Consider the following 14,700-nt stretch of genomic DNA (forward strand, 5'->3'; position numbering starts at 1 on the left):
GCTAAACTGCCGGCTCGTTCGACCGCCCTGCGATCTCTATGCCCGACGCGCCCACTCCGGTGGCCACGGTACGCTGGCGCGCCCACCTCGGCAGTGACGCGCCCCGCGAACCCGGCCTGATCCATGTCCGCCATGCGGCCGAGGCCAATGTCTTTGCCTGCCCATTGCCCTCGCTGGGCGGTGACTTCGACCGCGAAAGCTGGCGGATCACCGGCCCGCTCGAACAGGGTCACGCCGAAGGCTGGGATTATGTCGCCGGACGCGGCATGGCCTTTGCCGCCCTGCATATCGATGACGGCGAGCACATCGACCGGCCCGAGCAGATCCAGCAGGCCGCGTTCGATACCTACAACCAGCTGTTTCGTCTGCAACGCAGCCTCGGCCTGGGTCAGGTGCAGCGTATCTGGCACTGGCTGTCCAACGTTACCGCCGGCGAAGGCGATGACGAGCGCTATCGGCGTTTCTGCCGCGGCCGGGCCGAGGCCCTGGACGGCCACGATCACGGCATGCCGGTGTTGCCGCCGGCGACGCTGGTAAGCAGCCACCGCCGCGGGCTGCGTATGCACGCGCTACTGGCCGACACCGCCGTCGTGCCGATCGAAAACCCGCGCCAGGTCAGCGCCTATGCCTACCCGCGCGACTACGGTGAACGCCCGCCAGCCTTTGCCCGCGGCGGCCGGGTACAGCTCGGCGCCACCTCGTATCTGCTTATTTCCGGTACCGCCAGCATCGTCGGCCACGAAAGCCGGCACGTCGGCGATGTCTCAGCCCAGGCCCGGGAAGCGCTCGATAACGTGCGCGCGGTGATGCGCAACGCCGATTGCTGGCAAGCCGATCGCGACCTGGGCGCGCTGGAATGCCTGAAAGCCTATATTCGCGATCCCGATCACGCCGGCGTGGTCGCCGAAATCGCCGCAGCCGAAGCGCCGGGCGTACCGCTGGCGCTGTTGCACGCGCCCTTGTGCCGACCCGAACTGCTGGTGGAATTCGAAGCGCAGATGCCGTTGCCATAACGTCTGTGCGACGAAGCGCCTGCGCACAGGCGCCTCGTCATACGTTCGTCATGCCCAGGGCCGATACTCGCGACGTCATGTGAATCGGATGATGTCATGCGAATCGCTTACGCGGTGATGGGTTACGGGCGTGGCCATGCCATGCGCACCGCAGCCGTACTGCCGGCACTCGAACGCCGCCATCAAGTGCGCGTATTTGCCGGCCGCGATGCCCATGAAATGCTGCGGGCCGAACACGATAGCGTCGAAATTCCGGTGATCGGTTATCAGTACGGCCCGCATGGGCGCATCTGTACGCGGCGTACGCTTCAGCACAACGCGCCCCGGGTGGCCGACCTGCTGGTGGCCGGCCCGCATACCCGCGCGGTCTGGCAGCAGATGGCCGACTTCGAGCCGGATATCGTGATCTCGGACTCGGAAACCTATGGCCACCGTTTTGCCCGCCATCACGGTATTCCCCGGATCGGCTTCGACCATGTCGGCATCATGGCCTATTGCCATTGCGATTTCGCGCCCGGCGATGCCCTGGCCGGGCGCCGCGACGGGCTGGGTTATCGCACCTTCATGGGCGATCCGGACCGGGTGATCGTGTCCAGCTTCTACCCGGCCACGCCGCGCAACGAGCGCGTTCGCACCGTGGGCGCGATTCTGCGCGAACCGGTACGCCAGGCCCGCCCGGTGCGCGGCGACACCGTCCTGGTCTATCTCAACAAGGGCGCGCATCAGTACAACGCCGCCATGGACGCCGCACTACGCGCCTGCGGGGCGCCGGTGATCGTCTACGGCACGCGCGAACGCGGTCGGCGTGACAATCTGCTGTTCAAGGCGCCCTCGCAGGCCGGCTTCATTGCCGATCTGGCCGCCGCACGCGCCGTGGTGTCTACCGCGGGCAACCAGCTGCTTTCAGAAGCCATCCATCTGGGCAAGCCGGTACTCGCCCTGCCCGAGGATGCGGTCGAACAACGCCTCAATGCCGAAGCGGTACGCCGTATGGGCGTGGGCACGCGCGGCGCATTGCATCGACTCACGCCGGGCGTACTACGGGCCTTTCTGGCACACGACCAGACATACGCCGCCGCCACGCAGGCCCATCGGCGGGATGGCGTGCGCGAGGCGATCGATCTGCTCCAGGACGATATCGCGGCGCTGGCCACCGGCGCGCGCAGCACGCCCGGGCCACTCGCCTGGCTGACTGGCGCCTATTGAGCCGCGGGCTGCGCGTCTAATCAGGCGGCCCGAACAGCTGACGACCGGCACGATCACTTAGGGCCTTATTCGCATGTGTTCGCGTGCATTGGCGGACGTCTTGCCGAGGAACGGGACCCGGCCCCGATAAGAACGCCACGGTTCGATGCGACACCGCTGGCTGCATGCTGTGTCGGATTACGTTGCACTCATCCATCGACGCGCTCGACGCTTGTAATAGCGGCGCGGCTCGCCTGTGGACTCGGCGCGGATTTACACGATGACGTTCGTGGCCTGGTGTCGCAGAATACGGCGATTGTGTGCGGCGCGATCGGTATCCGGGTCGTGCCAGGTGGGCACGGCTTCCAGGCGTGCGACATAGTCAGCGGGCAGACCATGCTCGCGCGCGCCGAAGGTGACGAAATCGCGGTACCAGTCGAACGGCACGAGCGCGTCGTCGAGATATTCCGGCCGCCCGCGATAGGTGGCCGCGCGCACCGCGCCAGTCGGCGTGCCGACATCGAGCTCGACAAAGGCATAGGGCGCGCCTTCAGCCGCGTGCAGCCGATCGAGGCGTGCCGCATCCAGTTCGTACAACGCGCCGTGCACCACGTCGTCCGCGTCGCCGGTATGCAGCACATTGCATTTACCCGACTCGTCGCTGCCGTTGAGATGAAAATGCAGCTGATGACCGGTCAGCCAGGCCCGACCGACCGGTCGCACGCTGGGTACGCGCTCGGCCAGACGGGCAATCAGCATGTTCGAGCCGTAGGCGAAATAGAACATCGAAAACGCGTGGGTTGCGGCAAAGACGCAAAGCTTACACGCCCTGCATGATCAATCCAGCACCCATGAGCCGATGTGCTCATGCATGAAACCCAGCTGGCTGTTCTCAAGCGAGCAGTGGTCCGCCACGCGAAAACATGCGAATACGGCAACAGCGGGGGCGCGCGATGGCCGGCGCCATAAAAAAGACCGCCCGAAGGCGGTCAGTTACGAGGTTGTCCGTGGTTCAGGCCGCTTCGCCAAGCAGCGTACGAATCTGACGGATCGCACGCCCGTGCAGCTGGCATACCCGCGATTCGGACACGCCCAGGTGTTCGGCGATCTGGCGCAGGTTGTGGCCGCGTTCGTAATACAAGCGCATGAGCAGCTGCTCGCGCTCGGGCAGCTGGGTAGCCGCGCGCTGGATGGCTTCGCACATATCCTGGTATTCGACGGTCGCCTCCGGGGCGAATTCGATACCCGCCGAGACTTCCAGCGACGGCTGATCCGAGAGCGTGGCATCGAGGCTGGCTACATGCGCCAGTGCGACGTCGTCGCACAGACGACGATACTCATTGAGCAGCATGCCCATTTCCGCGGCCACATCGGTACTGGGCACGGCCCGGCCGCAGCGGCGCTCCACCTCTGAGCGAGCCTGCTTGACCGCCCGCGCGGCCCGGTGCAGCGACCGGGGCGCCCAATCGCCGCGACGAATCTCGTCGAGCATCGCGCCGCGGATACGAATGCCGGCAAAGGTCGAGAAGCTGGCGTCTTCGCCCGGCTGGTAGCGCTCCCAGGCTTCGAGCAGCCCGATCGTGCCGGCCTGGATGAGGTCTTCGATCTGAACGCAATCGGGCAGGCGCTGGTGCAACCGCCAGGCGATACGCTTGACCAGTTCCAGGTTTTCGTCGACGACGAGTCCGATTTCCTGGACCGGGTTATGGGTGTGTAGTGCCGCGTGCATGCTGTCATCCCCTCATGTCAGCGCACCGCCTAAGGCGATACGACGTGCCATTAGCGCGTCTGGCGGCAAAAGCCGAGCGCAGACGCGATTGAATCAGTTCACGGCTGCTTTCTTGCAATCGCCATGCCCAATTCAGGAGACTTTTATTTTCAGATACTTAGAACCAAAGGTGACATAAATTGGCCACTTCCGCCCAAACAGTTGCGCCCGAGCGACAATATTATGACGCTAGGCGTCACTTTTTGACCTAGAAAAACCGGGCAGCGTCAGCGTCACGTCACGATGGCGTTCAGTCGGTACGAATCGCGTAGCGGCGCAGCTTTTCGGTGAGCGTAGTCCGGCGCAGACCCAGGGTACGCGCCGCATGGGCAACCACGCGATCGTGGCGCGCAAGCGCCTGTTCGATAAAATGTTTTTCCAAAAGCTCCGACAACGCGCGCAAATCGACCCCGGCCTCGGGCAGGGCCATGGCCGCGATCTGATCCGTTGGCCGGCCAGCGCCGGCAACGCTGGCCGGCGACGATGCTGCGTGCTGCGGTGGCGCCGTGTCGATGTCGAGATGGGCTTCCAGCGTGGCGCGGTCGATGGATGTGCGCGGGAAGAGAATCGCCAGCCGCTCGATCAGATTGGATAGTTCCTGGACATTGCCCGGCCAGGCATGGCGCCGGAGTTCGATCATCGCCTGGGCATCGAAACGCGGCGTACCGCCCGGCAGACCGGCCCCCAGCGTATCCACCAGCGCTTCGATATCGTCGCGACGCTCGCGTAGCGGCGGCAGCCGGATCGGAAACACGGCCAGTTCGTAATACAGATCCGGGCGCAGCGCGCTGTCCACCATTGTGTGCAATGGCTGGCGGGTCGTGGCGATGATGCGTGCATTGACTGGTTGCGACTGCGCTTGCCCGGCTGGCGTGTAGTGCCCGGTCTTGAGCAATTCCAGCAACCGTGCCTGAAATGTCGGCGTCATATCGGTGACTTCATCCAAAACCAGCGTACCCCCGGCAACGGCCGACAGGTAGCCGCCCTGGGTCTCGGGGCTGCCGAACAGCGCCGTATCCACATCGGCTTCGGCAATCGCGGCACACTGAACAGTCACCAGTGGGCCGCGCCGGCCCGAACCACGGTGAATCTCGCGCGCCGCGACGGCCTTGCCCACGCCGACCTCGCCGGACAGCAATACCGGTGTGGCCTTGGGCGCGACCCGTTCGATCAGCCAGCGCGCCTGGCGTATCGCCGGCGTATCGCCGGTCAGCGCCTTGCCGGCACCGCGCTCACCCAACAGGCTTTGCATGGTGGCGAACAATTCATTCGGCGAGGTATCGGTATGCAGCACCGCGCGAAAATCGTCGCGCCGCGTCAACGGCCCGTCGCTGACCAGCACGCAGGGCAACTGGCGCGCAAGCAACTGGGCCGAATCGCGTATCCGTGTATCGATCTCCAGATCGAGCACCACGGCCATGCGATAACAGGCCTTGAGCGCGACCGCGGCCAGACTCAGATCCGCGGGCCGACTGAACACGAAAGCCACGCCCTGATCGAACAGGTGGTCGAGCACCGGCGCCGCGACTTCGCGATTGGCGGCAACCACCAGCACCGACGCGTTATGATCGACGAATGCGAGTGCCATCGCCCTTTATCCCGTTACCCGGTATCGACATCATTGAAAACCCGTTCCTGCGCATGATTCAAAAAAACGTTTTCCGTTCGCGCTATTCGGCCGACGCACGCTCATGAACACGCGCACGCCGCATATCGTGATCGCGCCCGACAGCTACAAGGGCAGCGCCACGGCGCTCGAAATCGCCCATGCCCTGGCCGAAGGCCTGCAAACCGTGCTGCCCCACGCCCGTCTGACCCTGGCGCCCATGGCCGACGGCGGCGAAGGCACGCTCGACTGTCTGGCCGCGGGCCGCGCGGTGCACTGGCAGCACACCTCGCTGGTGGCCATCCACGGCGAGCGCATCGACGCACGCTGGTTCTGCGACGGCGCCACCGCGGTACTCGAGTCTGCGCAGGTGCTGGGCCTGCCCCTGATCGAAGCCCAGCCCGACGCACCGGCTTTGCAGGCGCGCGGCAGCTACGCCCTGGGCGAACTCATTACAGCAGCGCTGGATCGCGATATTCACGATCTCGTTATCGGCCTGGGTGGCAGCGCCTGTAACGATGCCGGCCTGGGTCTGCTAAGCGCGCTCGGCGCGCGCGCCCGCGCGGTCGATGGCAGCGCCGTGGAGCCGACGATGGCGGGGCTGCTCGCGCTCGATCGGATCGATCTCACCGATCTCGACCCGCGCTTGCAACACACCCGTATTCGCGTGCTCTGCGATGTCGACAACCCACTGCTGGGCGAGCGCGGCGCCAGTCGTGTCTACGGCCCGCAGAAAGGCTTGAGCGCGGCCGACATCGAAGCCGTGGAAGCGGCCTTCACTCGCCTGGCCGAAAGCGCGGCCCCGTCCGGTCTGGCGCATACAGTCGGCAGTGGGGCCGCGGGCGGGCTCGGCTTCGCGCTGGCGCTGATCGGCGGCGAACTCACACCGGGGGCGAATAGCCTCATGGACATGACCGGCCTGCGCGAAACGCTGGCAGGCGCGGATCTGGTGATCACCGGCGAAGGCCGCTCGGATACCCAGACCCTGGCAGGCAAACTGCCACTGGCCATTGCCGATACTGCCAAACCCGCCCCCACGGCCCTGATTTCCGGCGCCATCGCGCAAGAGGCCCGGGCCGAACTGGCCCGCCATTTCGCCGGCTGCTACACCCTGGTCGAGCGGGCCGGCTCGCTGGAAGCGGCGCTGGCCCAGCCCTTGCACTGGGTGCGTCAGGTCGCCGCCGATATCGGCGCCGATCTGCCCGGGCTGATCGGGCGCGCCTAGCTGCCGAGTCGTTCGATCGGCGTCTGGCGCGCTATTCTTCGACCAGCAATGCGCGGTAGTTCATGTAAACCAGCCGCACGAGTGTGTATTCGAACGGCGAACCGGTCTGGTAATAGCGAAAGTTCACGCTATCGCGGCTGTTGATTGCATACAGCGACCAGTACGGCACGCGCGCCCAGGGATTCTCGTCGAACTGGAGCGGATCGAGCACGAAGATCAGGCCCTGATCGCCGGCCAGTCCGATGCTGTCGCGCAGCGACGACGGTCCGAAAAACGGCAGGACCAGATAGGGCCCGGCGCCGACGCCGTAATAGCCGAGTGTCTGGCCGAAATCCTCGTTGCGTTTTTCCAGCCCGATGGCGCTGGCCGGATCGAACAGCCCGGCCAGCCCGACCGTGGTATTGAGTGCGAAGCGCGACAGCGTGACCGCCGAGCTGGTCGGCTTGGCCTGCAGGACACTGTTGGCGAAGGTGTTGATCTCGCCCAGATTGGAAAAGAAATTGCGAACACCGGTACGCGCAAAGCCCGGGGTGACGGTGCGGTAGACGTTGACCACGGGCAGCAGCACATAGCGATCGGCCAACGCGTTGAACCGATAGACCCGCCGATTGAAGCCTTCCCAGGGGTCGTGAATCGCCAGCGCATTGGCCGTGGTTTCAACCACCGGCACGTCCGCCGGGGTGTCGTTGCTTATGGTTTGCGGCACCGGCGTACTGGCACAGCCGGCCAGCCACAGGCAGACGAGCAGAATGAAGGCACACTGCGAACGTGCGTACATGCGTGCGACCCCGTTGTTCATGGCGCGCCCCGTGAAAAGAATTGCTGCAGCGCGGCCACGGTATTGGCCGATGCCAGATTGCCCATATGCCCACCATGCGGGCGAATCCGCGCGCGCTTGCCGAAGGTTTCACGCAGGAAGGCGATTTCGTCGGCGTTGAGGATCGGATCGTCTTCGCTGGTGAACACGCCGATATCGGTATTACCGGCCAGATAATCGGCGATACCGCGCAAATCCGCCTCGGCGATGATCTGCTCGCGCGACACGTCGCGTCCGTCGCGATTCCAGTAGGGCACCAGCAGGCGCTCGAAATAGTCGTCGAACGACATCTCGAAAGAGCGCTTGATATAGGGATCGAGCGAATCATAGGGCCCGAGGTCGACGTTTTCGGGCACGATCACATCGGCATGGGTGATTACGTCCGCCGCAAAGGCCATATTGGCCAGCGACAGCCGAAACGCCAGCCCGACGATGGCCGCGATATCGCCCCGGTGCGGCGACTGGGTGCGATAGGCACGGTAGAGAAAATCTTCGTTGAAGCGGATCGGATCGCCCGAGGAATACAACTGCTTGAGCCCGCCGAGCCCGCGGGCCACGAAGGCCGGTATGCCGTCGATACCGCCTTCGAGATTGTCGGCGAGCAGCCGATCCATGCGCTGCACCGAGGCCCACACATCCACTGCCGGGTTGAGCAGCAGTACGCGCGAAAAATCGAACACGCCGGCTTCGGCATCGTGGCGGGCGATAAAGGCCGCCTCGGTCGCGCCCAGACTCCAGCCCGTCAGCGCATAACCGGTGACCCGGGTTTTTGCGTCGAGATCGTCGCGCACCGCCTGCATGAGCCGATACAAATCGTCGACATCGGTGCGCATGCGCCCCGGCACCGGGTATTGCGCGGCGCCGAGCATGAACGTCACGCTCGTCGGCGACGGCAGGCAGGCCACGCTGTAGCCGGCCTGATACAACGCGCTCGAGAGCATTACGCACTTGCTCGACAGGGCACTGGCGCCGGTCCCGGCGATCACGAACGCCAACGGCGCCGGCTCGTCGCGGATCACGCGCAGATACTGCAATGGCCGCGCATAGCGCAACGTCGTCGGGGTTGGCCGTTCGACCAGCGGCTCGAGGCTGCGGACCTCGAAATTCAGATTCTCGGGCAGCTCGGCCTTGTATTCGGCGGGCGTGCCGACCACCGTCGCGGCCAGACCGTTATCGATCGGATAGGGGCCCGTGTTGGGCTGGGCGCTGGCAACCAGCGCAACGAGTGGCAACCCCAGCGCAAGACACGCCGGCAACAAACTACGCATGGACAAGACCCGCGCTCGGTAGGCATCGATCACAAAGCGCAGATCATACCGATTTCATCATCGTTTGCGCGCTATCTATCGGCCAAAGACAATAGTGCCATGGCTAAAGTGCTCATCATCGGTGCCGGCGTGGCCGGCGCAAGCGCCGCGCTTGCGCTCGAACAGGCGGGCTGGGACGTGGTCGTGGTCGACAAGGCCCGCCGGCCGGGCGGCCGCTGCGCCACGCGCCGGCTGTCGGCCGACCCGGCCAGCCCCTGGTTCGATTACGGCGCCCAGTATTTCACCGCCCGTACCGCGCCGTTTCGTGACCGCGTGGCGCACGATCTCGAGGCGGGCATACTGGCGCGCTGGACACCCCAGGTCTGTGTTGCCGAGCGTGGCGAGCACGGCTGGCAACTGAACTCGTCGCCGGATGATCGCGAACGTCTGATCAGCCCGAACGGGCTCAATTACTGGGTGCGGTATCTGTTCGAGCAGGCCGATATCGACGTGCGCTGCGGCCAGGGCGTACGCGGGCTGTATCGCACCGCCAAGGGCTGGCGGGCCGATCTGGGCGAACACGGCCGTTTACATGCCGACGCAGTCGTACTCACCGCGCCGGCGGTACAGGCGGCCGCCCTGCTTGGCGAGCGCACCCAGGCATTCCCCGTGCTCGGCGAGGCACGGCATCGGCTCTCGCCCTGCCATTCGCTGGTCGTTGCCGCGCCGGCCGTCCCTGACTGTCAGGCGTTGTTCGTACATCAGGGGCCACTGTCCTGGTGTGCCGATAACAGTCACAAGGCAGGCCAGACCCATAGCGACGCACGCCTGTGGACGCTACACGCCGGCCCGCAATTCAGTGCCGAACACCTGGAAGATACGCCCGAATCGATTGCGACCACGCTGACCCGGGAATTCGCCGATATCACCGGCTTGAGCACGCGCCAGATGCGTCTGGTACGCACCCACCGCTGGCGCTATGCCCGCCCCGGGCCCATGGCCGAAGCACTCGATCCACCCTGCCAGGCGGTGCCTGACGAGCGCATCGTGCTCGCCGGCGACTGGCTGGCCGGCGGGCGCGTAGAGGGGGCCTGGCGATCGGGTGCGGCCGCCGCCGCCCAGCTGACTGATTGACCGCGTATCGCGCACTCGCCTTGGCCGGTCGATTTCAGCGCCTGTCGGCGTAAACAGTGCGTACATGGCCTTTTTTGTTCATCCGGGCAGCTTAGCGCTTTTGTGTTTATGCACATACGCTTGCATGGTGGCGCGTGAAACTCTATTTCATGCACCACCCAATCAGCCCGTGCGACAAGCGTTCAAGTTATATTGGGTACGCGCGATAACCTTTCCTGAACCTGCGATCTCGCGTTTTGCCTGCGGTAGCCGTCGATGGCTGTACACCTGAAAAAAATCGATACCCGCGATCTACGTATTGGCATGTATGTGGAAGCCCTGGATCGGCCGTGGCTGGAAACGCCCTATCTGCTAGAAGGCGTGGATATCAAGACCGATGCCGATATCGACGAACTCCGCGCGCTGTGTTCGCATGTCTATATCCGCAGCGACGAACCTTGGGACGACCAGCCCCACGAGGGCCATACGCGCACCGGTAATGACGTAATCCCGCCGCTGGGCGACCGCACGCCGCGCTCGTTTCGTCAGGAATTGCCGGTCGCACGCAAGATCCACGACAACGCCCGCGGTCTGATTCGCACCATCCACGAGGAAATCAGCGAAAACCGGCGCCCGGACACGGCCGCGGTTTCCGAAGTGGTCGAACAGATGATGGATAGCGTCTCCCGCCATCCGGATGCGCTGGTCTGGTTCAGCAACCTCAAAAGCCGCGACGAGTACACCGCCATCCACAGCCTGAACGTATGCATGCAGGCGGTATCGCTGGCGACCTTCGTGGGCAACGACGAGCGCGCGATCAAGGAAATGGGCATCGGCGCGCTATTGCACGATGTCGGCAAGATCAAGATACCGCTGGCGATTCTCAACAAGCCCGGCAAGCTCACCGATGCCGAATACGACGAAATCAAGAAACACCCGCAATACGGGGTGGAAATTCTCGAGAAAGCCTCGGGCCTGACACCCGCCAGTCTCGACATCGTGCGTGACCACCACGAACGACTCAACGGGCGTGGCTATCCGGCCGGGCTGCGCGGCTCCGAGATTTCGTATTACACCCAGATCGTGGCGATCGCCGATGTCTACGATGCCATGACCAGCGATCGCGTCTACCAGAAAGGCCGCACGCCCGCCGAAGCGCTCAAACTCATGGCCAGCTTCGAGGGCGATTTCAATGACGAACTGCTGCGCCAGTTCACCGACTATCACGGCGAATATCCGATCGGCACGCTCGTCGAGCTCAACACCGGCGAAGTCGGCTTCGTGATTCCCAGCCCCGAGCGCCAGAAAAAGCCCACGGTGCTACTGGTCCTCGACTTCAAGAAACGCCGTTATTTTCCACAGCGCGTACGCGATCTCATGCGCTTTCCCAAATTCTTCGTCAACCGCATGCTCGCGCCCGGCACCCACGGGGTGGACGTCGAGGATTTCGCCGAAAGCTGGGAAGTCTAGCGCGAGAACCCGTGCTTTTGCGGATGTTCGCGCTCGGCCACAACGCCTAGGCTGCGCGGCCACGCTATCGGCACCGGAGATCATGTGTCACGAAAATGGCCACTTGCCGCCGGCGGCGCACTCGCTACGGCAGTCGCTTTCGGGCCCGCACGCGTGGGATTCGGATTGTTCCTGCCCGTGTTTCGCGACGAGTTCGCGATGTCCACCTCTGCGGCCGGCCTGATCGCCAGCGGCGCGTTCGCCGGCTTTTTCCTGGCGCTGCTGGCCACCGCCTGGCTGGTGGTGCGTCTGGGACCCAGACCCGCGGTGGCAGCGGGCTGCTTTGCCGCGCTTGCCGGGATGGCGATCGTGGCCATTGCCCAGAACACCACGATGCTGGCTCTGGGCACGGTACTTGCCGCTACCAGCGCCGGCTTTTGCTGGTCGCCGTTCAACGATGCCGCCGAACGCGGCGTGCCGCTGGGCGAACGGGAACGCGCGCTGTCCGTGATCAGCACCGGCACCGCCGGCGGCATCGTCGGCGCGGGCATTCTCGCGCTGGCGGTCGCCGGGCTCGAGCACGGCTGGCGTACGGTGTGGGTGGCGTTTGCGCTCGCGGCGCTGCTATCCGCAGCGGTCAATCTGTACGCGCTGGCACGCCTGCCACGCCGCGGCGCCCAGGGCGTGGGTCCGGGCGCGCTGAGCGCGCTGTTTTCGCGCCCCACCTGGCCGTTGCTGGGTATCGCCCTGTCGTTCGGGCTGACCAACGGCTTCTATCTATCGTTTGCGGTCGATCATGTCGTACAGTCCGGCGGGCTGGCGGGCGTAGCCACCCACCTGTCCGGGCCCGTGCTCTATATGGCGCTGGGTGCGGGCGGTGTCGCAGGCGTGCTCACCGCCGATGTCAAAGCACGTATCGGCCTGACCGCGCTGGTACGCGGCATTTTCCTGTGTTCGCTGCTGTCGCTGCTGCTGGTCGGCCTGTGGCCCACCCACTGGAGCGCCTTGCTGGCCTCGGCCGCCCTTCAGGGCGCCTGTATCATGGTCTTGAGCGCGATCTTTTCTTTCTGGAGCAGTCACCTGCATCCGAACCTGCCGACCCTGGGCTTTACCGCCACGCTCACCCTGTTCGCGCTGGGCAATATCCTCGGGCCGGCGCTGGGCGGCTATGCCGCCGCGCCGCTGGGGCTGGCAACCACGTTCGTCGTCAACGCCGGGCTGTCGCTGGCTACCGTGGTGTTGTTTCCAGGCAGCCCGCGGCGTGCGGCCCTGGGAGATGACGCGCGCTAGGCGGGCGCTAGCCTGGCCCAGGCCGGGCTTCAGGCCAGGCTCAGGCTTCGAACAGCGTCTTGGTGACCCGGGCCTGGGCAACAAGGCGCTCGCCCACGTGCGCACTGACGTCGATAAAGGCCACACGCCGACCCACGCGCAGCGGGTGAGATTCGAACACCACCACCTCGCCGGCGCGCGCGGCACGCATGATCGAGACATGGATATCGTGGGTGACCGCCTGGGTGGTGGCCGCCAGCTGGCTCAACAGCCCGGCATAGGCACAGACATCGCACAGCAGATAGAGCACCCCGCCATGCAAGACACCGGCCGGGTTGACGGTGTTGTCGCCGACCGTGATCGACAGCCGTGCTCTACCCTCGGCCGAATCGACGCGTTCGATGCCCAGATGCCGGTGCAGCGGGTGGTCAATAACCTGTTGTAGACGTTGATCCATACGCGGTGTCATCCATTGGCGAGCACGCTGACGGGCCGCCCGCGTTACAGCAGCTTGCCCGGGTTCATGATGTCATTGGGATCGAGCGCGGCCTTGATCGCGCGCATCACATTCAACCCGGCGCCATGTTCGGCCTGTAGGTAGCTACGTTTGCCCAGCCCCACCCCGTGTTCGCCGGTACAGGTGCCCTCGGCGGCCTGGGCGCGGGTAATCAGGCGTTCGTTGAGCGTGTCGAGCGCGGCCAATTCCTGGGGATTGTCGCGATCGATGACCACGACCAGATGAAAATTACCGTCGCCGACATGGCCAAACAGCGGCGCGGTGAGCCCCAGCTCGGCGACGTCGGCCTGGGCGGCCTCGATGGCACCGGCCAGACGCGAGATCGGCACACAGACATCGGTGGCATGAAATTCCATACCGGGGCGCAACTGTTTGGCGGCATAGGCGGCGTTGTGGCGCGCCGCCCACAGCGCGCTGCGATCTTCCTCACGCGTGGCCCAGGCGAAACCGCTGCCACCGAACTCCCGACACAGCGCACCCATCTGCTCGGCCTGTTCGGCCACGGCGGCGGCGCTGCCGTGAAACTCCAGAAACAGGGTCGGCCGCTCGGGATGATCGAGCCCGCTATAACGATTGACCGCCCGCATCGACAGGCTATCGAGCAGCTCGATACGCGCCATGGGAATGCCGTACTGAATGGATGCGATTACCGCATCGACCGCGCCGGCCACATCCTCGAAACAGACCGTGGCCGCACTCACCGCTTCCGGCAGGCCATGCAGACGCACGGTCAGCTCGGTGATGATGCCGAGCGTACCTTCGGCACCGATGAGCAGATGGGTGAGATCGTAGCCCGCCGCTGACTTGCGCGCCCGTGCGCCGGTACGCACGATCTCGCCGTCGGGCATGACCACGGTCATCGACAGCACATTCTCGCGGATGGTGCCGTAGCGCACGGTATTGGTTCCGCTGGCGCGCGTGGAGGCCATGCCGCCGAGGGTGGCATCGGCCCCGGGGTCCACCGAAAAGAACAGCCCGGTATCGCGTAGATGTGCATTGAGCTGGCTGCGGGTGATGCCGGCTTCGACGGTGGCGTCCATATCTTCGGCACGCACTGCGTGGATCGCGTTCATCTGCGACAGATCGATACAGATCCCGCCACGTTCGGCGATCACCTGGCCTTCGATCGAGGTCCCCACACCATAGGCCAGCACCGGCACACGATGCGCGTTACACGCCTTGACGATCGCCGCGACCTCGGCGGTGGTGTGCACGAAACACACCGCATCGGGCGCGGCCGGATGATGCCAGGATTCATCGTGACCGTGCTGTTCGCGAACGCTGGCGTTCGTGCTCAGCCGATCACCGAGCAGCGTGCCGATACGCGCGAGTACAGCGGCCAGCGCATCGGGCGAACAGGCAAGGGCGGCATTGGTCGTCATAGGCGTATCCGGTGCAGACAAACACACGACACGAAGCCTGCATGACAAGGCAGTGGCTCATGTCGAGCGCTGCATTCTACAGCGGATATCGCGCCCGCCCAGAGAATAT

Annotated in this window: 13 protein-coding genes; 6 read left to right on the plus strand and 7 right to left on the minus strand. The window is 64.9% G+C overall.

Annotation, left to right across the window (positions count from 1 at the left end):
* The first annotated feature begins 38 nt into the window (after nucleotides 1-38).
* Both T5B8_RS01330 and T5B8_RS01335 read left to right on the plus strand, forming a co-directional pair.
* The gene (locus tag T5B8_RS01330) at nucleotides 39-1,013 is read left to right on the plus strand and encodes a chorismate transformation FkbO/Hyg5 family protein (RefSeq protein WP_353175536.1); all 975 of its coding nucleotides are present in this window, start codon (nucleotides 39-41) and stop codon (nucleotides 1,011-1,013) included.
* Between the two features lie 96 nt (nucleotides 1,014-1,109).
* Nucleotides 1,110-2,219 (plus strand): glycosyltransferase family protein, encoded by a 1,110-nt coding sequence (locus T5B8_RS01335; RefSeq protein ID WP_353175538.1) that lies wholly within the window; start codon nucleotides 1,110-1,112, stop codon nucleotides 2,217-2,219.
* A gap of 252 nt (nucleotides 2,220-2,471) precedes the next feature.
* On the opposite strand, the gene T5B8_RS01340 is transcribed toward T5B8_RS01335, so the two are convergent.
* The 3 genes from T5B8_RS01340 to T5B8_RS01350 form a co-directional block, all read right to left on the minus strand.
* Nucleotides 2,472-2,984, minus strand: a complete 513-nt coding sequence (locus tag T5B8_RS01340) for a gamma-glutamylcyclotransferase family protein (protein WP_353175540.1) — start codon at nucleotides 2,982-2,984, stop codon at nucleotides 2,472-2,474.
* Between the two features lie 226 nt (nucleotides 2,985-3,210).
* A complete protein-coding gene (gene fliA / locus T5B8_RS01345; protein ID WP_353175542.1) occupies nucleotides 3,211-3,927 on the minus strand; it encodes an RNA polymerase sigma factor FliA in 717 nt (238 codons plus the stop codon).
* Nucleotides 3,928-4,216: 289 nt separating this feature from the next.
* Nucleotides 4,217-5,554 carry a sigma 54-interacting transcriptional regulator gene (locus T5B8_RS01350; protein ID WP_353175543.1) on the minus strand — a complete coding sequence of 446 codons (1,338 nt, stop codon included), beginning with the start codon at nucleotides 5,552-5,554 and terminating at the stop codon, nucleotides 4,217-4,219.
* Between the two features lie 103 nt (nucleotides 5,555-5,657).
* Between T5B8_RS01350 and T5B8_RS01355 the strand changes: the two genes are divergently transcribed.
* Entirely contained in the window at nucleotides 5,658-6,797 is a 1,140-nt protein-coding gene (locus T5B8_RS01355) for a glycerate kinase (RefSeq protein WP_353175545.1), read from the plus strand.
* A gap of 31 nt (nucleotides 6,798-6,828) precedes the next feature.
* Here the strand turns inward: T5B8_RS01355 and T5B8_RS01360 are convergent, their stop codons facing one another.
* Both T5B8_RS01360 and T5B8_RS01365 read right to left on the minus strand, forming a co-directional pair.
* Nucleotides 6,829-7,596, minus strand: coding sequence for an MlaA family lipoprotein (locus tag T5B8_RS01360; RefSeq protein ID WP_353175547.1), 768 nt, complete (start codon nucleotides 7,594-7,596; stop codon nucleotides 6,829-6,831).
* Nucleotides 7,593-8,882, minus strand: coding sequence for an alpha/beta hydrolase (locus T5B8_RS01365; RefSeq protein WP_353175549.1), 1,290 nt, complete (start codon nucleotides 8,880-8,882; stop codon nucleotides 7,593-7,595). Before T5B8_RS01365 ends, T5B8_RS01360 begins: the two co-directional genes overlap by 4 nt.
* A 99-nt stretch (nucleotides 8,883-8,981) precedes the next feature.
* Between T5B8_RS01365 and T5B8_RS01370 the strand changes: the two genes are divergently transcribed.
* From T5B8_RS01370 to T5B8_RS01380, 3 genes are all read left to right on the plus strand, one after another.
* Complete coding sequence (locus T5B8_RS01370; RefSeq protein WP_353175551.1) at nucleotides 8,982-9,995, plus strand: NAD(P)/FAD-dependent oxidoreductase; 1,014 nt, start codon at nucleotides 8,982-8,984, stop codon at nucleotides 9,993-9,995.
* A 255-nt stretch (nucleotides 9,996-10,250) separates the two neighbouring features.
* Complete coding sequence (locus T5B8_RS01375; protein WP_353175553.1) at nucleotides 10,251-11,444, plus strand: HD-GYP domain-containing protein; 1,194 nt, start codon at nucleotides 10,251-10,253, stop codon at nucleotides 11,442-11,444.
* 84 nt (nucleotides 11,445-11,528) lie between these two features.
* Nucleotides 11,529-12,713, plus strand: a complete 1,185-nt coding sequence (locus T5B8_RS01380; protein ID WP_353175554.1) for an MFS transporter — start codon at nucleotides 11,529-11,531, stop codon at nucleotides 12,711-12,713.
* 40 nt (nucleotides 12,714-12,753) lie between these two features.
* On the opposite strand, the gene T5B8_RS01385 is transcribed toward T5B8_RS01380, so the two are convergent.
* Nucleotides 12,754-13,149: a PaaI family thioesterase gene (locus tag T5B8_RS01385; RefSeq protein ID WP_353175556.1), complete on the minus strand. Its 396-nt coding sequence runs from the start codon at nucleotides 13,147-13,149 to the stop codon at nucleotides 12,754-12,756.
* A gap of 44 nt (nucleotides 13,150-13,193) precedes the next feature.
* Nucleotides 13,194-14,591 (minus strand): FAD-binding oxidoreductase, encoded by a 1,398-nt coding sequence (locus tag T5B8_RS01390; protein ID WP_353175558.1) that lies wholly within the window; start codon nucleotides 14,589-14,591, stop codon nucleotides 13,194-13,196.
* Between the last annotated feature and the right edge of the window lie 109 nt (nucleotides 14,592-14,700).

The sequence above is a fragment of the Salinisphaera sp. T5B8 genome (assembly GCF_040361255.1).
Lineage (GTDB): Bacteria > Pseudomonadota > Gammaproteobacteria > Nevskiales > Salinisphaeraceae > Salinisphaera.